The sequence below is a fragment of the Streptomyces sp. B21-105 genome, assembly GCF_036898465.1.
Lineage (GTDB): Bacteria > Actinomycetota > Actinomycetes > Streptomycetales > Streptomycetaceae > Streptomyces.
In genome coordinates, this window is sequence record NZ_JARUMJ010000001.1 from 5,530,187 (window position 1) to 5,546,964 (window position 16,778).

General features: G+C 71.2%; 20 protein-coding genes and 4 tRNA genes. 13 read left to right on the forward strand and 11 right to left on the reverse strand.

Annotated features, from left to right (window positions below):
- Positions 1 to 28: 28 nt before the first annotated feature.
- From QA802_RS24965 to QA802_RS24985, 5 genes are all read right to left on the reverse strand, one after another.
- Positions 29 to 2,134, reverse strand: a complete 2,106-nt coding sequence (locus QA802_RS24965) for an FtsK/SpoIIIE domain-containing protein (protein WP_334526806.1) — start codon at positions 2,132 to 2,134, stop codon at positions 29 to 31.
- A 114-nt stretch (positions 2,135 to 2,248) separates the two neighbouring features.
- Positions 2,249 to 2,566, reverse strand: a complete 318-nt coding sequence (locus tag QA802_RS24970; protein WP_107442448.1) for a hypothetical protein — start codon at positions 2,564 to 2,566, stop codon at positions 2,249 to 2,251.
- A 13-nt stretch (positions 2,567 to 2,579) separates the two neighbouring features.
- The gene (locus tag QA802_RS24975) at positions 2,580 to 2,915 is read right to left on the reverse strand and encodes an RRQRL motif-containing zinc-binding protein (RefSeq protein ID WP_334534866.1); all 336 of its coding nucleotides are present in this window, start codon (positions 2,913 to 2,915) and stop codon (positions 2,580 to 2,582) included.
- Entirely contained in the window at positions 2,915 to 3,787 is an 873-nt protein-coding gene (locus tag QA802_RS24980) for a protein spdB (protein WP_334526811.1), read from the reverse strand. Before QA802_RS24980 ends, QA802_RS24975 begins: the two co-directional genes overlap by 1 nt.
- Positions 3,784 to 4,053 carry a DUF6284 family protein gene (locus QA802_RS24985; RefSeq protein ID WP_334526814.1) on the reverse strand — a complete coding sequence of 90 codons (270 nt, stop codon included), beginning with the start codon at positions 4,051 to 4,053 and terminating at the stop codon, positions 3,784 to 3,786. The genes QA802_RS24980 and QA802_RS24985 overlap by 4 nt, the downstream gene beginning before the upstream one ends.
- Before the next feature lie 567 nt (positions 4,054 to 4,620).
- Here QA802_RS24985 and QA802_RS24990 point away from each other — a divergent pair.
- The 3 genes from QA802_RS24990 (at position 4,621) to QA802_RS25000 (ending at position 6,060) form a co-directional block, all read left to right on the forward strand.
- Positions 4,621 to 5,379, forward strand: a complete 759-nt coding sequence (locus tag QA802_RS24990; protein ID WP_334526817.1) for a GntR family transcriptional regulator — start codon at positions 4,621 to 4,623, stop codon at positions 5,377 to 5,379.
- On the forward strand, positions 5,376 to 5,939 hold the full coding sequence (locus tag QA802_RS24995) for a P-loop nucleotide/nucleoside kinase family protein (RefSeq protein ID WP_334534868.1): 564 nt from the start codon (positions 5,376 to 5,378) through the stop codon (positions 5,937 to 5,939). The genes QA802_RS24990 and QA802_RS24995 overlap by 4 nt, the downstream gene beginning before the upstream one ends.
- A gap of 21 nt (positions 5,940 to 5,960) precedes the next feature.
- A tRNA-OTHER gene (locus tag QA802_RS25000) sits at positions 5,961 to 6,060 on the forward strand.
- A gap of 93 nt (positions 6,061 to 6,153) precedes the next feature.
- On the opposite strand, the gene QA802_RS25005 is transcribed toward QA802_RS25000, so the two are convergent.
- Positions 6,154 to 6,450, reverse strand: a complete 297-nt coding sequence (locus tag QA802_RS25005) for a hypothetical protein (RefSeq protein ID WP_334526820.1) — start codon at positions 6,448 to 6,450, stop codon at positions 6,154 to 6,156.
- A gap of 107 nt (positions 6,451 to 6,557) precedes the next feature.
- On the opposite strand from QA802_RS25005, the gene QA802_RS25010 reads away from it, so the two are divergent.
- Positions 6,558 to 6,770 carry a hypothetical protein gene (locus QA802_RS25010; RefSeq protein ID WP_334534870.1) on the forward strand — a complete coding sequence of 71 codons (213 nt, stop codon included), beginning with the start codon at positions 6,558 to 6,560 and terminating at the stop codon, positions 6,768 to 6,770.
- A 136-nt stretch (positions 6,771 to 6,906) separates the two neighbouring features.
- Here QA802_RS25010 and QA802_RS25015 read toward each other — a convergent pair whose 3' ends face one another.
- The gene (locus tag QA802_RS25015; protein WP_334526823.1) at positions 6,907 to 7,563 is read right to left on the reverse strand and encodes an SDR family oxidoreductase; all 657 of its coding nucleotides are present in this window, start codon (positions 7,561 to 7,563) and stop codon (positions 6,907 to 6,909) included.
- A gap of 185 nt (positions 7,564 to 7,748) precedes the next feature.
- Positions 7,749 to 9,026 (reverse strand): amidohydrolase family protein, encoded by a 1,278-nt coding sequence (locus QA802_RS25020; protein ID WP_334526825.1) that lies wholly within the window; start codon positions 9,024 to 9,026, stop codon positions 7,749 to 7,751.
- Positions 9,027 to 9,359: 333 nt separating this feature from the next.
- On the opposite strand from QA802_RS25020, the gene QA802_RS25025 reads away from it, so the two are divergent.
- From QA802_RS25025 to QA802_RS25050, 6 genes are all read left to right on the forward strand, one after another.
- Positions 9,360 to 9,432 (forward strand) — tRNA-Thr (locus QA802_RS25025).
- 46 nt (positions 9,433 to 9,478) lie between these two features.
- A tRNA-Met gene (locus QA802_RS25030) sits at positions 9,479 to 9,551 on the forward strand.
- Between the two features lie 88 nt (positions 9,552 to 9,639).
- The gene (rpmG, locus tag QA802_RS25035; RefSeq protein ID WP_003948671.1) at positions 9,640 to 9,804 is read left to right on the forward strand and encodes a 50S ribosomal protein L33; all 165 of its coding nucleotides are present in this window, start codon (positions 9,640 to 9,642) and stop codon (positions 9,802 to 9,804) included.
- A gap of 122 nt (positions 9,805 to 9,926) precedes the next feature.
- Entirely contained in the window at positions 9,927 to 10,397 is a 471-nt protein-coding gene (locus QA802_RS25040) for an FAS1-like dehydratase domain-containing protein (protein ID WP_319164265.1), read from the forward strand.
- A 7-nt stretch (positions 10,398 to 10,404) separates the two neighbouring features.
- The gene (locus tag QA802_RS25045) at positions 10,405 to 10,833 is read left to right on the forward strand and encodes a MaoC family dehydratase (RefSeq protein ID WP_334526830.1); all 429 of its coding nucleotides are present in this window, start codon (positions 10,405 to 10,407) and stop codon (positions 10,831 to 10,833) included.
- A gap of 139 nt (positions 10,834 to 10,972) precedes the next feature.
- On the forward strand, positions 10,973 to 12,028 hold the full coding sequence (locus QA802_RS25050) for a UDP-N-acetylmuramate dehydrogenase (RefSeq protein ID WP_334526833.1): 1,056 nt from the start codon (positions 10,973 to 10,975) through the stop codon (positions 12,026 to 12,028).
- A 122-nt stretch (positions 12,029 to 12,150) separates the two neighbouring features.
- On the opposite strand, the gene QA802_RS25055 is transcribed toward QA802_RS25050, so the two are convergent.
- Positions 12,151 to 12,783, reverse strand: a complete 633-nt coding sequence (locus tag QA802_RS25055; RefSeq protein WP_334526836.1) for an NAD(P)-dependent oxidoreductase — start codon at positions 12,781 to 12,783, stop codon at positions 12,151 to 12,153.
- Between the two features lie 98 nt (positions 12,784 to 12,881).
- On the opposite strand from QA802_RS25055, the gene QA802_RS25060 reads away from it, so the two are divergent.
- Entirely contained in the window at positions 12,882 to 13,547 is a 666-nt protein-coding gene (locus QA802_RS25060) for a TetR/AcrR family transcriptional regulator (RefSeq protein ID WP_334526839.1), read from the forward strand.
- Positions 13,548 to 13,650: 103 nt separating this feature from the next.
- Here QA802_RS25060 and QA802_RS25065 read toward each other — a convergent pair whose 3' ends face one another.
- Together QA802_RS25065 and QA802_RS25070 are read right to left on the reverse strand one after the other, a co-directional pair.
- The gene (locus QA802_RS25065; RefSeq protein ID WP_334526842.1) at positions 13,651 to 14,682 is read right to left on the reverse strand and encodes an adenosine deaminase; all 1,032 of its coding nucleotides are present in this window, start codon (positions 14,680 to 14,682) and stop codon (positions 13,651 to 13,653) included.
- A 123-nt stretch (positions 14,683 to 14,805) separates the two neighbouring features.
- On the reverse strand, positions 14,806 to 16,032 hold the full coding sequence (locus QA802_RS25070) for a pyridoxal phosphate-dependent aminotransferase (RefSeq protein WP_334526845.1): 1,227 nt from the start codon (positions 16,030 to 16,032) through the stop codon (positions 14,806 to 14,808).
- A gap of 230 nt (positions 16,033 to 16,262) precedes the next feature.
- Between QA802_RS25070 and QA802_RS25075 the strand changes: the two genes are divergently transcribed.
- Positions 16,263 to 16,335: transfer RNA gene (locus QA802_RS25075), tRNA-Trp, on the forward strand.
- 114 nt (positions 16,336 to 16,449) lie between these two features.
- On the forward strand, positions 16,450 to 16,737 hold the full coding sequence (gene secE, locus QA802_RS25080) for a preprotein translocase subunit SecE (protein ID WP_319164272.1): 288 nt from the start codon (positions 16,450 to 16,452) through the stop codon (positions 16,735 to 16,737).
- The last annotated feature ends 41 nt before the right edge of the window (positions 16,738 to 16,778 follow it).

Genomic DNA, 16,778 nt, shown 5'->3' on the forward strand with positions numbered 1-16,778 from the left:
CCCTGCCCGGGTGGGGGTCGCCTCCCTGTCATCCGTCGGCGGAAGCGGAACCCTCGGAGTCGCGGTTGGTGAGGGCGCGGGCGACGCGGTCGCGGCCGACGACCATGCGGCCGTCGGACTTGTAGGGCTCCGCGCCGGCGTCTTCCAGGACGCGCTTGAGGTCGCCGGGCGTCCAGCGGCCGTAGGCGTCCGCGTTCAAGGTGGTGAGGCGCTTGAGTACGTCGGCGGTCAGGACGCGGGAGGCGTTGCCGAGGACGGTGAGGATGTCGGCGAGCGGGTCACGCTGCTCGCCGGTCTCGACGGCGTGCAGGGTGGTGACGCCGTCGCGCAGGGCCCGGGCCCGGTCGGTGATGACCGTCGCGGCGTCGTCGTCGATGTAATGCGTGCGGACCGTGATGGACGCCTGCCCTGCCGGAATCGTGATGCCGTCGGAAGCGACGACCAGCGTTCCCTTGTCCAGGCCGGGACGGAGCATGTTCGGCGCGGCTCCGCCGTCCACGGCCTTGTCACCGAGCGCCATCCGGGCCTGCTGCTCGGTGCCCAGCGCGAGGGAGGCACGCGTGTGCGCGCCCTCGCGGACCAGCTTGGGCAGGTTCTGGTCGGTGGGGTCCTGAGTGCCCTGCCACATCAGGACGTTCACCGCACGCCCCTGGTTGTGGATCTTGCGGACGGCCATGAAGTACCGGGACGTGGCCTTGGACCCGCCGTACGGCCGCTTGTCCTCGTCGACGGCCGGACACATGAACGCGACCTGCGCTTCGTCCACCACCACGATCAGCGGCGGGAACTGCGTTCCGGGCGGTGCCTGAATGCGGCGGTTCATCTCCTCCACCGCGCCCTCGACCATCTGGGTGACCTGCATGACGTGCTCGTCGGTCGGGCCCTGGATCAGGGTGGAGGCGAGGCCGTCGAACATGGCCCAGTCTCCGACGCCCTTGAGGTCGCCCATGAGGAACTGGACCGACCGGTCCAGCGCCACCCACAGGGCGAGGGAGCGCAGGGCGACGGTCTTGCCCTGGTTGGACAGGCCCGTGATGAGCAGGTGCCGCTGGTAGAGGCTCAGGCTCGCGGCGTCGCCGCGCAGGTCCTGGCCCCAGGGGGCGCGGCCCTTGGCGTAGTCGGCGGTCAAAGTGTCGTCGGTGACCAGCGGGGACGGGCCGATCGGCTCGTCGAGCGCGCCGGAGTCGGCGACCCACAGCCGCACCGTCCGCGCGGCCTGCGGGATCGTGACGAACACTTCGTGCTCATGCCGGGACAGGTTCTCCGCCAACTTGCGCCGCCTGCCCTGCACTTCGTTCGTGGCCACCCCGGACGGCAGGGTGACGTCGACCTCTACGCCGCATCCGGCGATGCGGATCGGCCCGAGCATGGACGCGCCGGCGTCGCCCATCTCCTTGATGGCGTTGCGCAGCGCCGGCACCCCGAGGTCGCGCAGGGCCTTGACCACGATCGACGGGGTGATCGGCTCACCCTCACCCGATCGGACGTTGGCCGGGAGAGCCCACGCGGGTGCGGCCTGCTGCTTGCTGCCGACGGCCCACAGGGCGAGCAGCGCGAGGAACGGGCCGAGGGTGACGGCCGGGCCCCAGACCACCTGAACGATGGTGATGAGCAGGTCGATTGCCTTGATGACGGCCATGATCGGCGTGACGACGTCGGTGACGTCCTTGTTCGCGATCGCCAGCACCACCCCGAGCGCGACCAGACCGCCTATCCCCATGCCCGTGCCGACCAGCGCGCCCTTGGCCGCGTCCAGCGGCGAGTGCAGCAGATCCATACGCCGGCGGTGGCGAGCCTCGCGGTAGCGCTGCCCGCGATCCTCCCACTCGGCAGCGGCCTCGTAGTTCCCCGCGGCTTCCGCCGCACGAAGCATCCGCTCGTAGCGGGCGGCGGTACGCCCGTCCCACGTGCGGCGGGCCACGATCCGCGCCCCGCCCATCACGTAGAGGCTGTGCCGGGCGACCGTGCGGGCGGTCGTCTTCGTGCGCTCGTGCGTGACGGCCGTCTTCACGGCGCGCCCGGAACGCACCCACAGCGGGAGGGGTGCCGGCGGTGCCGGGTCGGGCACCACGGTCAACGTGGTCACGGCCGGGGGGTCGGTGTGCTTGTGCAGGTGAACGACGTTCTCGGACATGCGGAAGTCTCCTCAACACCCCACGACGGGGCAGGAATTGCGTGCGGGAAGAGCGAGGAGCCGGGACGGCGGGGGCGGCCGTCCCGGCGACGGTTCAGGCGGTGCGGGCGGGTGTCACCACCAGCCGGACGACTTCTTCGCGGCCTTGGCCTTGGCGTGCTCGTTCACGACCCGCTGACGCTCGGTCGTGAGCGCGGCGATCTCCGCGACCAGACGCGTTTCCGCAGCACTCCAGGCGGTCTCCAGCTTGCGTTCCGCGCGGGACGGGGCCTCGCCCCGCAGGACGCGGTACGAGCCGCCGGCCAGGCCGGCCAGCACCGCGCGCCGCTCACGGCCGTCCAGCGGCCACATCTCCCGGTCACGGACCGCGTCCAGCTTGCGCATCGTCTTCTGAATCTCGCGGTCGAGACGGCGGGTGTCGGGCTTGCCCATGTCAGGCACTCCTTCAAGCGTCGGAGGGTTCGGGGTAGGCGCAGGGAACGCACATGCCGAGCGACGGCGGGATGACGTATCCGGCATCCGTGCGGCAGTGCGGGCAGGTACGGCGGGCGGTGTTGGCCTTGGCCAACGCCGCCCACTTCGCCGGCGTCATCGGCCGCACCGGCTTGGCGTCTTCGACGCGGTAGAGGTAGGCGACCAGCGGCCCCCGCCGGCGGCGCGGCCGCTCCAGCTGAGCGGCCACGCCCTGACCGCCGGGCCGCAGGTCGCGGGCCCGAAGCTGTCGGCGGGTGGCGTAGCCGTCCGGGGCGAGATGCCACCGGAACACCGGCAGCGCGGCCATCAGGCGACGCGCTTCCATGCCGCCCGCAGCCGCACTTCGGATGCGGAGTGGCCGGCCGCCCGGAAGCGCACGGCCATCTCCCGGTACGACAGGGCCGGGGTCTGGCTGTGCCGGATCGTGTCGACCAGCGCGTCAAGCTGCGCGTCCGTGAGCGCGGGAGCAGACTCCAGGGCGAGCGCGGACAGCGGCTCGACCGGACCCCAGACCGGGAGCTCCCAGCGGGGCGTGACGTCCGGTGTGACGCCGGGCGTGACGGTGCTCGTCACGCAGGTCAGGGCCCGACCGGTGTCCTCGCCCTGCCGCGCCGTCTCCAGCGTCGACCACGCCCCCGCCAGGGTCGCGGCGGTCTTCGCCTGCACCCGTGCGACACGCGCGCCGGCCGCTGTCACGGCCGTCAACCGCGTCTCCTCCGTGGACGCGTCGGCCCGCAGCCGGGCCCGCGCCACCGCCGCCTCATCCCGCGCTTCCTGTTGGATGCCCCGGATGGCACCGAGCGCGGCCGGGGTGAGCGCGGTCCGCTCCCACATGCCGTGAACCAGCCACAACGCCTTGGCCGCGACCGGCAACCACGCCACCGCCAACCAGGCCCCGGTGGATCCCTCGGCGGTCAGCGCGTGCGCCACCAGGACGCCGGTCGCGAGCAGGCCGAAGCACCACCCGACGGCCGTCACGGCGTGGCTGTGGTCGCCCTGCGCGGCGAGCCGGCGTTCGTAGGCGAGGGTGGCGAGCCATCCCCCGTCGATGCCCAGGCCGACGACCAGGGCGACCGGCCACGGCATCGCCGTGCCCAGCCACATCACCACCACCGCGAGGGTGAGCACCATGGAGACGGCCGTCATCGCGACGGCCGGCCCTGCGGTCTTGGCCTTCACGCCGCGCCGCCCGGCAGCGTCGCCGCAGCGGGGCCGTTGGCCAGGTTCCGGCGGGCCGCCAGGACCCGGTTGCGAGCGCGGCGGATGCGGCGGGCATCGACCTCGTTCGCGGGGCGGTCGAGGGTCATGATCTGCGCGTCGAGCAGGTCGACTTCCGCCAGAATCAGCGGCGACTCCTGCTCGATCGCGTCCAGCTCAGCGCTGGTCGGCTCCGTGAAGTCGGCGAACGCGGTAACAGCGCTCTGAACGGTGACGATGGATTCCATGGGTCGTGTTCTCCCTGCAAGGTGGCAACGGCCCGAACCGCGCCCCCAGTGCTCCAACACTGGGGGCGCTCGCCGTTGGGGTCGGAATGTCCGGCTCCCCTCAACCCCGCCCGTACGGACTCCGCGAATCGCGGGACCGGACGGCCAGGGGAGGCAACCGGCGCGACGAGAGCCGCCGCGAAAGCTGAACGAGAGCGGACCGAGCTACTGCACAGGTGACGCCGGCCGGTCCATCACGGCGACACCCCAAGTTGTCGTAGACGCATCAGAACTCCTCGGAAGACGGGAACGGGCAAAGCACTGCAAGGGGGACCTTGTCCCCACTCTCCGGCCGTTGCTCGCGGTCGCCGGGCCACCTCGCCAGTACGGGCCGAAACCCTGTTCCCCCTGGCCTTTAGCGGGATTGCAGCGTCCCCGCCCCGTGCATTCGTGCAGGTCAAACAGCCGCGACAGCGCCCCAACTTGCTGGGGCCTCTCGGGTACATCCCTAAGGTTCCCTAGGGTTCCCTGCGGTGTCAAGCAGTAAGCTAGGGAACCTCAGGGAAGTGACGACAGGGAGCAGGCGAGATGGCAGGCCAGGCCGACAATCGGGCCCCTTACGCGAAGATTGCCGCCCACTACGCGGAGCGGATCACGTCCGGTCGGCTACAGCCGGGGTCGCTCTTGCCGAGCATCAAGAACCTCGCGGAAGAGTGGAAAGTGAGCACCGCGACGGCAGAGAAGGCCCTACGCAAGTTGCGCAACGAGGGGCTTGTGCGAGGGATCCACGGAATCGGGACGGAAGTTCTGGACCGGCCGGCTCCGATGTCCTCGGGGGCGCAGCGTCAAGACCGGGGCCGCCGTACCGGGTCCAGCTGGGGGACAGGCGAAAGGTCCGACTCGCATCAGGCCGCCGTCGTGTCGGCTCCGACGGAAGTGGCACAGGCGCTCGACATTCGGCCCGGCTCGGACGTGATCCGCCGAAGCCGGGTCTACCGAGACCGGCATGGCATCGTGGCCCATAGCACGTCATGGATTCCCGCCCGGTACGGGAAGCTGATCCCCCAACTGGCGTCGAGTGAGCGCCTAACGGGGGGAACGTCACTCCAGCTCATTGCCGAAGCGACCGGCCATGCGATCAGCCACCGCATTGACACGGCATCGGCCCGGCTGCTCACGTCAGAAGATGCGCATCTCCTCGAGTTGGATCCCGAAAGTCCGCCGGCCGATCCGGTCGTCGTGATGACGGCAAAGTTCGTCGACACCGAGGGCAACATCGTCGAATACGGTGTGGACCTCGGGGGCCCTGGCCGTACGTGGCGCACAGAGTCGGAGGTTTCTCCGTGACGGTTCGAGATGGCACGTACGCGTCCCGGCCGCCCTGCTGCGTACTGATGGCCGGACTACCCGGCTCCGGCAAGACCACTCTGTCCCGCGCCCTCACCGATCGCGGGTTCGTACGGCTGTGCCCGGACGAAGAGATGTACCGCCGGCACGGCGTGTACGGGGTCGACTTCCCCCGGGGCACCTTTCCCACCCTTGAACGGCCGGTGCTCGACGACGTGGCGGACGAACTCAGGGAGCAGCTCAAGGCGGGCCATGACGTGGTTGTCGACCACGGGTTTTGGACACCCGAGGATCGGGCTCGGTGGCGAGCACTCGCCACCGACGTCGGAGCAACGCCGGTGCTCGTGTATCTCGCAGCAAGTCATGAGGAGCTTTGGGCGAGGATCAGCAAGCGCAACGAATTCCACGCGGGCGATCCCAACTCGATTTACTTCTCGGAGAGCGACCTTCAGCGGTACCGCACCCGGTTCATCCCTCCTGAGGCAGACGAACCGCACGTCCTTTACGACGGCGATACGGCGGCCGTGATTGCGGCTCTGGAGACCGCTCCCGGGGCCTGATTCCCCCAGGTGTCCCCCAGTGGCGGCCGGTTCAGGGGAAACGCCAGCTCAAGACCCCCGAACCCGTCCCGCTGTAAATCTGCCGGCTCAGCCTTCCCAGGTTCGAATCCTGGCGCCGCCACGCTGAGAGAGGAAGCCCCTCCGAACTGCGGAAACGCAGGACGGAGGGGCTTTTTCGGGTCTGGGCGGCGGTGTTTCGGATCCGCGAGGGCTTTCAGCCGTTATCCGGGGTTTCGCCCTCTCCCTGGGGCGTCTTCGCCTCCCTCTTCACCTCCGCCTCGACGTCGGTGCGGGGCTTCTGCTCGTCCTTGGCGTACTCCGTCACCGCTGCCTGGGCGTCGCGGGCGAGGTCGCGCCAGGCGCGCCAGGCCGTCTCGTAGGTGTCCGTCTGGGTCTCCGACCAGGGGGCGGTTGTCGGCGCGCCGTACGCATCCCGCAACTGCTCGACCCGCGCGTGTGCCTCGTCGGCCGCACGCTGCTTCTCCACGAGTTCCTCGAAGGTATGTGCCACGTGTACGGATGCTAAGGAGGTGGCGGCGGTTCCGCGCGGCGAGCGGGGCGCGTCCGGCCACGGGGTACCCGCGTGGCCCACTGGGGCACACTGACCTCATGTCCAGCCTGTCCAGCCGCCGTAGAAGCTGCCCGGAGTGCCATCGGGAGATCGCCGTCGTCGCCGGACGGTTCGCCCGGCACGACCCGCCCGGGACACGGGAGAGCGGGGACCTCGTCTCCTGCCCGGGTTCCCGGAGGGCGGCGCAACTGGGTGCCGTCCAGCCGTCGTTGGACGGGTATGTGGTCCCGGCGTTCCCGGGACAGCTGCCGCTCTTCTAGCGCGTCCGCAGTGCGCATCCGGCGGGCGGCGGGCCTTCGCGCGCCCCCGACCGTGAGGGCGACGAGACCCCTCACACCCACACCGTCGGTTCCTCGCCGCCGCCCGGCCTCCGTCAGACCGCCCCGGCCACCGCCCTCAGTTCCCCGCCACCGCCTTCACGGCGACCGACACCGGCGTAGAGCCGCTGATCAGCTCCAGGGTGAGGCCGGACGTGGCCGGCGAGTCCAGGAGTTCGGCCAGTACGGCGGCCACGTCCTCTCGTGGGACGGGACCGCGGCCCGTGCGGGCCTCCAGGCGGACCAGGCCGGTCCCGGCGTCGTCCGTGAGCGCGCCCGGGCGCAGGATCGTCCAGTCGAGGGAGTCCAGGCCCCGCACGTACGCGTCCGCCGCGCCCTTGGCGCGCAGGTAGACGTCGAAGACCTCGTTCCCCTGGTGCTCCGGGTCCGCGCCCATGGACGAGACGATCACGAAGCGACGTACGCCCGCCCGGACCGCCGCGTCCGCGAACAACACGGCCGCGCCCTTGTCCACGCTGTCCTTGCGTTGCACCGCGCTGCCCGGGCCGGCGCCCGCCGCGAAGACCGCCGCGTCCGCGCCCCGCAGCCGCTCGGCGACCTCCTCGACGGACGCCGACTCCAGGTCCAGGACGACCGGTTCGGCGCCGGCCGTCCTCAGGTCGTCGCTCTGTTCCGCCTTGCGGATGATCCCCGCGACCTCGTTCCCGCGCGCGGCGAGCAACCGCTCCAGCCGCAACGCGATCTGACCATGACCACCAGCGATGACAATGCGCATGGTTCCGACCGTACGCCCGGCCGACCCCGTCCGCCGCCGCACGGCCCCATCCGCCACCGCACAACCACGTTCACCACTGCACGCCCCGCCCCGCCATCGCGCGACCAAGTCCGCCACGACGCGACCACGCGACCACGTCAGGCCTCACGACCGCGTGTCGCCCCGCGGCCGCTGCTGCGGCGGCACTACGACGGTTCGCCCCGCCCCTGCCGCGGCAGACCCAACTCCTCGGCGGCCGCCGAGTTGCAGTACTCGCGGACGGCGCTCGTGCGAGCCACCACGCGCCCCCGGTGGATGACGATCCGGCTGTACGCCAACGACAGGATCCCCGCCAGCCGGTCGCCGCGGACGGCGAGGAGGTCGGCCGGGAAGCCGGCCTCCACGCGGACCTCGGGCAGACCCAGCGCGGCCCGCGCGGACGTGCTGACGGCGTCGTAGGCGTCCTCGGGACGCAGGCCGTGGCGGGAGGCGAGCAGGTAGGCCGCTTCGAGGGGGTCGCCGCGGCCCACCGGGTTGCGGACGTCCCGCAACGCGCCGCTGCCGGCGGCCAGCCGCACCCCGGCCGCGCGCAACAGCCGTACGGGCGCGGCCCGGCGGTCCTCGACGGCGCCGCAGCCGCCCTGGGGCAGGCAGACCACCGTCACGCCGGCGGCGGCCAGTTGGTCGGCGGTGCGGCCGGCCGCCTCGGCGGGGAGGCGGCCCAGGCCGCCGCAGGGGCTGAGGGCGACGCCGGGCCGCAGCCCGCCGGCCATCGCGGCGAGGCGGCCGAGCCGGGCCGGATCGGCGGCGTCGGTGTGCAGGTCGACGGGGCAGCCGTGTTCGGAGGCGACCTCGAGCACGGTCTCCACGTACCCTGCGGGATCGGGGTCCAGGTCCGGGCAGCCGCCGACCACCGCGGCGCCCATCTTCACCGCGTCCGTCAGCATCGCGCGCCCGTCCGCCCCCGCCGCCCCGGTCAGTACCCGCGGCATCGCCACCGCCGTCAGCTCCGCCAGCCCACGCAGCGAGCGCCGGGCCTGGAGGACGGCGGCCAGCGCGCCGAGGCCCTGGACGTCCCCCACATGCACATGAGCGCGCAGCGCGGTCGCGCCGTGGCCGAGCTGCAGCAGCACCGCCTCGGTGGCGCGGCGCTGGACGTCCTCGGGGGTGTACGAGACGGGGCCGTCGGCGTCCGCCGTGAGCGCGGTGTCGGCGTGCGCGTGCGGCTCGGCGGGGGCCGGCAGGAGGAGGTAGCCGTCGAGGTCCACGCGTGCTCCGCCGCGGGCCGCGCCCGCGGTCATGCTCCCGGCCAGACTCCCGGCCGTTCCGACCGCCTCGATGCGCCCGCGGCCCAGCCGTACGTCCACGGTGCGGCCGTCCGTCAGACGCGCCCCGCACAACAGCAGGGCGGCCGGGTCCGGTGTGCCCGAGGAGGCGCCGGAGGAGGACCACGAGTGGGGCGGCTGCGGCCGGCTGTCGGGCATCGGGCTCCAGGGGCTCGGGACTGCGCGGGGCGCAGAGGGCGCTGAGGATGCAGGCGCCGTGGCGGGACGCATGATCACGCAGAGTGAGTCGAGCCTAGGGCGGCGCTTCGGCAAGGGCGGGGAGGAGCGCAATAGTCGTACCGGCGTGGTCCGCTGTGCGTAAGGGGCGCGTGAGGCCCCTGAGGAGACCTTCGGGAGGCACTCGGGAAGCACTCGGAGCCACTCGGGCCCCCGGGGAAACGAACGCCAGGACGGCCCTGCAAGGAGGGCCGGAGGGGCTCGCGAAACGGATTTGGGTGAACGGCTGCGGACCGTGTAATGTCTTCATCGCTCGCCCCAATAGCTCAGTCGGTAGAGCGTCTCCATGGTAAGGAGAAGGTCTACGGTTCGATTCCGTATTGGGGCTCTGGTGGGTGAGGTTCCCGTCGCGAGGCGGGACCTGATCCCATCAAAGCGGTGTAGCTCAGTCGGTAGAGCAAGCGGCTCATAATCGCTGTGTCACCGGTTCAAGTCCGGTCACCGCTACTGACAGTAGCCGATTGTGGGGTCGGTCCTTCGATCGGCTACTCTTTTATGCGTTAATCGTCCCATCCGTTCGTCAAGGAGCACTCCTGTGGCTGCCACCGACGTCCGCCCGAAGATCACGCTGGCCTGCGTGGAGTGCAAGGAGCGGAACTACATCACCAAGAAGAACCGGCGTAACAACCCGGACCGACTGGAGATGAAGAAGCACTGCCCGCGTTGCAACGCGCACACCGCGCACCGCGAAACGCGATAGATCAGGCTCGTATGCGAGGCCGTCCCCGAGTGATCGGGGGCGGCCTCGTGTCGTTGAGCGACCCCGTACCGGTCAGTAGAGCGACGCACAGCGACGCAGAGAACCAGGAGGTGCCGAGGCCCATGGCGCTCGACCAGTCCTTCGTCGGGCGGAGCTACCCGCCCACCGATCCCTACGAGGTCGGCCGCGAGAAGATCCGCGAGTTCGCCGAGGCCGTGGGGGACGACAACCCGGCGTACACCGACCCTGAGGCCGCCAAGGCGCTCGGGTACGCCGATGTGATCGCGCCGCCCACCTTCGTGTTCTCGATCACCTTCAAGGCGGCGGGACAGGTCGTCCAGGACCCCCAGCTGGGCCTCGACTACAGCCGTGTGGTGCACGGCGACCAGAAGTTCGCCTACAAGCGCCCGGTGCGCGCCGGTGACCGGCTGACGGTCACCTCGACCATCGAGGCCGTCAAGTCCATGGCGGGCAACGACATCCTGGACATCCGCGGCGAGGTGCACGACGAGACCGGCGAGCACGTCGTGACCGCCTGGACCAAGCTGGTCGCCCGTGCGGCGGAGCCGGCGCAGACCGACGGGGAAGCGTGAGCAGCCGATGACGACGAAGATCGCTTACGACGACGTCGAGGTCGGCACCGAACTGCCGGCCCGGTCCTTCCCTGTGGACCGCGCCATGCTCGTGCAGTACGCGGGCGCCTCCGGGGACTTCAACCCCATTCACTGGAACGAGAAGTTCGCCAAGGAGGTGGGCCTGCCGGACGTCATCGCGCACGGCATGTTCACCATGGCCGAGGCGGTCCGCGTCGTCACCGACTGGACCGGTGACCCGGGCGCCCTCGTGGACTACGGCGTCCGCTTCACCAGGCCGGTCGTCGTCCCGAACGACGACCGGGGCGCGGTGATCGAGGTCACCGGCAAGGTGGCCGCCAAGCTCGACGACAACACCGTGCGGGTGGACCTGACGGTGCTGAGCGGCGGCCAGAAGGTCCTGGGAATGTCACGGGCGGTCGTACGACTGGCCTGAGCAGTGAGCAGTGAGCAGTGAGCAGTGAGCAGTGACTGGTAAGGGGCGTCTCCTGGAAACCGCCATGGGGAGGCGCCCCTTACGCGTGACGGGCGGGCCGGACCGGGCTGTCGGTGGTGTCTCTCGTAGGCTGGGGCGCGTGCAGGAACTCCACGACGCCCCGCTCGCCCCGCTGACCACCTTCCGGCTGGGCGGCCCCGCCGCCAGGCTGCTGACCGCGACCACCGACGCCGAGGTGATCGCCGCCGTGCGCGAGGCCGACGCCGACGGCACGCCCCTGCTGATCGTCGGCGGCGGCTCCAATCTCGTCATCGGCGACAAGGGTTTCGAGGGGACGGCCCTGCGCATCGCCACCCGCGGCTGCGAACTCACCGGGACGCGGCTGGAGCTGGCCGCGGGCGAGGTGTGGAGCGACGCCGTCGCCCGCACCGTCGCGGCCGGCCTGGCCGGGATCGAGTGCCTGGCGGGCATCCCCGGCTCGGCGGGCGCCACCCCTATCCAGAACGTCGGGGCGTACGGCCAGGAGGTGTCCACGACGATCACCGGCGTGGTCGCCTACGACCGCCGGGCGGATGAGACTGTCACGCTCACCAACGAGGAGTGCGCCTTCTCCTACCGGCACAGCCGCTTCAAGGCCGATCCGGACCGGTATGTCGTCCTGCGCGTCCGCTTCGAACTGGAGGACGCGGACGGGCTGTCGGCACCGCTGAAGTACGCCGAGACGGCACGCGCGCTGGGCGTCGGGCCGGGCGACCGGGTGCCGCTCGCCGACGCCCGCGAGACCGTGCTGAAGCTGCGCGCCGGGAAGGGCATGGTGCTGGACGCCGAGGACCACGACACCTGGTCGGCCGGTTCGTTCTTCACCAATCCGATTCTCACCGACGCCGACTTCGCCGCCTTCCACGCGCGCGTGAAGGAGCGGCTGGGCGACGGTGCGGAGCCGCCCGCCTACCCGGTCGGCGAGGGCCACACCAAGACCTCCGCGGCGTGGCTGATCGACAAAGCGGGCTTCACCAAGGGGTACGGCAGCGGCCCCGCCCGCATCTCCACCAAACACACCCTCGCGCTCACCAACCGGGGCGCGGCCACCACGGAAGACCTGCTGGCGCTGGCCCGCGAGGTCGTCGCCGGCGTGCGCGAGGCGTTCGGGGTCACCCTGGTAAACGAGCCGGTGATGGTCGGCGTCGGGCTGTAGACCCCGACCGGTTCCAGGGTTCCGGGATACCGGTATCCCGGAGCCCCGAAGTCCCGAAGTCCCGGTATCCCGAAGTCCCGGCCACCGAGCGCCGCGAGGCCCCTGAAGGTCGCTGAAGCCGCCTAATAGGCGACCCCCACCCCCTGCTTCACCGTCCCCGCGTTCTCGGTCATCGCCAGCATCGCGTGGGCCACGTCGGCCCGCCCGATGAACCTGCCCTTGGGCGGGAAGCCGCCGACCACCGTCCGGTACCTTCCGGTGACCGGTTTGTCCTGCAGACGCGGCGGGCGGACGACCGTCCAGTCCGTGGCGCTGCGCGCCAGCTCCGCCTCCATCGCGCGCAGGTCGGCGTACACGTCCTTCAGGGCCGCGGAGACGAGGCCGCGCACGGTGCGGTCCAGGAAGCCGTCGGCCACCGGCTCGGGGCCGACCGGAGCGGCGCTCACCACCAGCAGCCGACGCACGCCCTCCGCCTCCAGCGCCGACACCACCGTCCGCGTGAGCCGGGCGGCCACCCCCGCGTCCTTGCGGCTGCGCGCGCCGAGCCCGGACAGGACCGCGTCGCGGCCGGCCACGGCGCGGCGGAGCGACTCCGGGTCGGCCAGGTCGGCGCGGACCACCTCCAGGCGGTCGCCGGTGACGCCGAGCCCGGCAGGGTCCCGCACCACGGCCGTGACGTCGTGGCCGGCGTCCAGGGCCTGGCGGACGACCTCCCGGCCGATGCCTCCGGTGGCCCCGAAAACGGTGAACCTCATGGCGTGCTCCCCACTCCGAGTCGGTGGGTGAGTATTCACTCACCCCAGGTCCTCTAGCATGGGTAAGCATTCACTCACTCGTCAAGAGGGGATTCCCCATGGAGCGACCGGCCCGCGTCCGCATCCTCGACGCCGCGCACGAGCTGATGCTCACCGTCGGACTGGCCCGCGCCACCACCAAGGAGATCGCGAAGGCCGCCGGCTGCTCCGAGGCGGCGCTCTACAAGTACTTCCCGAGCAAGGAAGAACTGTTCATCCGGGTCCTCATCGAGCGGCTCCCGCGGCTCGCCCCGCTGCTCGACAGCCTCACGGCCGAACCCGGCCGGGGCACCCTGGAGGGCAACCTCACCGAGATCGCCCGCCAGGCGGCGCTCTTCTACGAGGAGAGCTTCCCGATCGCGGCCTCCCTGTACGCCGAGATGCAGCTCAAACGGCGGCACGACGAGGGCATGCGGGAACTGGGCGGGGGCCCGCACGTGCCGATCGAGCAACTCGCCGGGTATCTGCGGGCCGAGCAAGGTGTGGGCCGGGTGCACCAGGACGCGGACCCGTTCGCCGCGGCCTCGCTGCTGATGGGCGCCTGTGCGCAGCGGGCGTTCGCCTACGACGCGGTGGGGGATCGGCCCGAGGTGCAGGACTTCGCCGCGCGCCTGGCGCGCACGCTCCTGACCGGCGTCACCGGCGCGGCGAGCCACACCAGCCCCACGAGCCCCACCGGCGGCACCTCGCACGCCCCCGGGACCACCGGCGGCCTCACCGGCTGAAGACCCGGCGAGCAGCCGACGACGACACGCCCCCGACCCCCCGACCCCGACCCGCGGCTCAGCCGTGCCGGGCTCCGCGGGGGCGGGCTCAGCGGCACCGGGCTCAGGACGCCAGCCAGTCGTCCACGCCCGACAACAACTTCCGGCGTACGTCCTCGGGCGCCGCCGAGCCCCGCACCGACTGCCGGGCCAGTTCCGCCAACTCCTCGTCCGTGAAGGCGTGGTGGCGTCGGGCGATCTCGTACTGGGCCGCCAGGCGCGAGCCGAACAGCAGTGGGTCGTCGGCGCCCAGCGCCATGGGGACGCCCGCGTCGAACAGGGTGCGCAGCGGGACGTCCTCGGGCTTCTCGTACACGCCCAGGGCCACGTTCGAGGCCGGGCAGACCTCGCAGGTCACGCCGCGTTCGGCGAGCTTCCTCAGCAGCCGGGGGTCCTCGGCCGCCCGTACGCCGTGCCCCAGCCGGTTCGCGTACAGGTCGTCCAGACAGTCGCGGACGGACGACGGGCCGGTCAGCTCGCCGCCGTGCGGGGCGGACAGCAGCCCGCCCTCGCGGGCGATCGCGAACGCCCGGTCGAAGTCCCGTGCCATGCCACGGCGTTCGTCGTTGGAGAGCCCGAAGCCGACCACCCCGCGGTCCGCGTACCGCACGGCCAGCCGGGCCAGGGTGCGGGCGTCCAGCGGATGCTTCATCCGGTTCGCCGCGACCAGCACCCGCATCCCGAGCCCGGTCTCGCGCGACGTCGTCTCGACCGCGTCCAGGATGATCTCCAGCGCCGGGATCAGCCCGCCCAGCCGGGGCGCGTACGACGTCGGGTCGACCTGGATCTCCAGCCAGTGCGAGCCGTCCCTGAGGTCCTCCTCGGCGGCCTCCCGCACCAGCCGCTGGATGTCCTCCGGCTCCCGCACACACGACCGGGCCGCGTCGTACAGGCGCTGGAAGCGGAACCAGCCCCGCTCGTCCGTGGCCCGCAGCTTGGGTGGCTCCCCGCTGGTCAGCGCCTCGGTCAGCGCGTCCGGCAGGTGCACGCCGTACTTGTCGGCCAGTTCCAGCACGGTGGTGGCCCGCATCGACCCGGTGAAGTGCAGGTGCAGATGGGCTTTCGGCAGCTCAGAGACATCACGTACACGCTCCATCCAGGGATCCTGCCGCATGCCCCGGGCGTCCCGGTAGCGCTTTCCCCGAACGTGGTCTTGCTCGCACAAAGCAGCGGGACCGCACGCCGGTGTCGGCATGCGGTCCCGTGCGGGAAGCGGACGTCAGTCCCGGGCCTCCGCCAGCAGCTTCTGGATGCGGCTCACGCCCTCGACGAGGTCCTCGTCGCCCAGCGCGTACGACAGCCGCAGATACCCCGGGGTGCCGAAGGCCTCGCCCGGCACCACCGCGACCTCGGACTCCTCCAGGATCAGCGCGGCCAGCTCGACCGAGTCCTGCGGGCGCCTGCCGCGGATCTCCTTGCCGAGCAGCGCCTTCACCGACGGGTAGGCGTAGAACGCGCCCTCCGGCTCCGGGCAGACGACGCCGTCGATCTCGTTGAGCATCCGGACGATCGTCCTGCGACGCCGGTCGAAGGCCTCGCGCATCGTCTCGACGGCCGACAGGTCACCGGAGACGGCGGCCAGGGCGGCGATCTGCGCCACGTTGGAAACGTTCGAGGTGGCGTGCGACTGCAGGTTCGTCGCGGCCTTGACGACGTCCTTCGGGCCGATGATCCAGCCCACCCGCCAGCCGGTCATCGCGTACGTCTTGGCGACGCCGTTGACGACGATGCACTTGTCGCGCAGCTCGGGGAGGATCGCCGGGAGCGAGGTGAACGTCGCGTCGCCGTAGACGAGGTGCTCGTAGATCTCGTCCGTCATGACCCACAGGCCGTGCTCGACGGCCCAGCGGCCGATCGCCTCGGCGTCCTCGGCGCTGTAGACCGCGCCGGTCGGGTTGGACGGGGAGACGAAGAGGACGACCTTGGTGCGCTCCGTGCGGGCCGCCTCCAACTGCTCGACGGAGACGCGGTAACCGGTCGTCTCGTCGGCCACCACGTCGACCGGGACGCCGCCGGCCAGCCGGATCGACTCCGGGTACGTGGTCCAGTACGGCGCCGGGACGATGACCTCGTCGCCCGGGTCGAGGATGGCGGCGAAGGCCTCGTAGATGGCCTGCTTGCCGCCGTTGGTGACCAGGATCTGCGAGGCCTCGACCTCGTAGCCGGAGTCACGCAGCGTCTTCGCGGCGATCGCGGCCTTCAGCTCGGGCAGGCCCCCGGCGGGCGTGTACCGGTGGAACTTGGGGTTCTTGCAGGCCTCGATCGCGGCCTCGACGATGTAGTCCGGGGTCGGGAAGTCGGGCTCGCCGGCGCCGAAGCCGATCACCGGACGCCCGGCGGCCTTCAGGGCCTTGGCCTTGGCGTCCACGGCGAGGGTGGCGGACTCGGAGATCGCGCCGACGCGGGCGGAGACCCGGCGCTCGGTGGGAGGGGTTGCAGCGCTCATGGGGCCCATGGTTTCAGACCGGAAACCGGCCCGGCACACGGGTTTCACGGACTGGTCAGCCGAGCGGTCATCAAAGAGAACATCCGAAGGAATCCGATCAAGGCCGCTTTCCGTTCGACGAGGCGCTCAAGACCACGTACACTCACACGTCGTTGGCCTTCGACAGCCGCGCCCCGCAACCAGGTGCACACCGAGCACCTGAGCGGATGCGGTACGTTGGGGACACACAAAGGGTCGTAGCTCAATTGGTAGAGCACTGGTCTCCAAAACCAGCGGTTGGGGGTTCAAGTCCCTCCGGCCCTGCTACACACTCCATCAGCAGGATGTGTGCGCAGCGCATGTACGTACAGCAATGCACTCGCCGTGCGGCTCAGACCGGGCGCGGCACGGCCACGACCCGGGAACAGGTGAGGACGAATGGCGGACGCCGTGGGCTCCATCGACACGCCTGATGCCCAGGACGAGGCGCCTGAGGCGAAGAAGAAGGCCCGCAAGGGCGGCAAGCGCGCCAAGAAGGGCCCGCTCAAGCGCCTCGCGCTCTTCTATCGCCAGATCGTTGCGGAGCTCCGCAAGGTCGTATGGCCCACTCGTAGTCAGCTGACGACGTACACCACCGTGGTGATCGTGTTCGTCGTCATCATGATCGGCCTGGTGACCGTGATTGACTATGGACTCAGCCACGCCGCCAAGTACGTCTTTGGCTGAGCCTAGAGCGAAGGGCGCCGAGGTATCCGGCGCCCCTTTCG

Excerpts from the sequence above, each read along its gene's own strand:
- QA802_RS25060 (WP_334526839.1), top strand. The coding sequence starts at position 12,882 with ATGGAGCGACCGGCCCGCGTCCGCATCCTCGACGCCGCGCACGAGCTG.
- QA802_RS25020 (WP_334526825.1), bottom strand. The coding sequence starts at position 9,026 with ATGCCCGACAGCCGGCCGCAGCCGCCCCACTCGTGGTCCTCCTCCGGC.
- secE (WP_319164272.1), top strand. The coding sequence starts at position 16,450 with ATGGCGGACGCCGTGGGCTCCATCGACACGCCTGATGCCCAGGACGAG.
- QA802_RS25045 (WP_334526830.1), top strand. The coding sequence starts at position 10,405 with ATGACGACGAAGATCGCTTACGACGACGTCGAGGTCGGCACCGAACTG.
- QA802_RS25065 (WP_334526842.1), bottom strand. The coding sequence starts at position 14,682 with ATGGAGCGTGTACGTGATGTCTCTGAGCTGCCGAAAGCCCATCTGCAC.
- QA802_RS24975 (WP_334534866.1), bottom strand. The coding sequence starts at position 2,915 with ATGGCCGCGCTGCCGGTGTTCCGGTGGCATCTCGCCCCGGACGGCTAC.
- QA802_RS25040 (WP_319164265.1), top strand. The coding sequence starts at position 9,927 with ATGGCGCTCGACCAGTCCTTCGTCGGGCGGAGCTACCCGCCCACCGAT.
- QA802_RS24990 (WP_334526817.1), top strand. The coding sequence starts at position 4,621 with ATGGCAGGCCAGGCCGACAATCGGGCCCCTTACGCGAAGATTGCCGCC.
- QA802_RS25070 (WP_334526845.1), bottom strand. The coding sequence starts at position 16,032 with ATGAGCGCTGCAACCCCTCCCACCGAGCGCCGGGTCTCCGCCCGCGTC.
- QA802_RS25055 (WP_334526836.1), bottom strand. The coding sequence starts at position 12,783 with ATGAGGTTCACCGTTTTCGGGGCCACCGGAGGCATCGGCCGGGAGGTC.
- QA802_RS24965 (WP_334526806.1), bottom strand. The coding sequence starts at position 2,134 with ATGTCCGAGAACGTCGTTCACCTGCACAAGCACACCGACCCCCCGGCC.
- QA802_RS24970 (WP_107442448.1), bottom strand. The coding sequence starts at position 2,566 with ATGGGCAAGCCCGACACCCGCCGTCTCGACCGCGAGATTCAGAAGACG.
- QA802_RS25015 (WP_334526823.1), bottom strand. The coding sequence starts at position 7,563 with ATGCGCATTGTCATCGCTGGTGGTCATGGTCAGATCGCGTTGCGGCTG.
- QA802_RS24985 (WP_334526814.1), bottom strand. The coding sequence starts at position 4,053 with ATGGAATCCATCGTCACCGTTCAGAGCGCTGTTACCGCGTTCGCCGAC.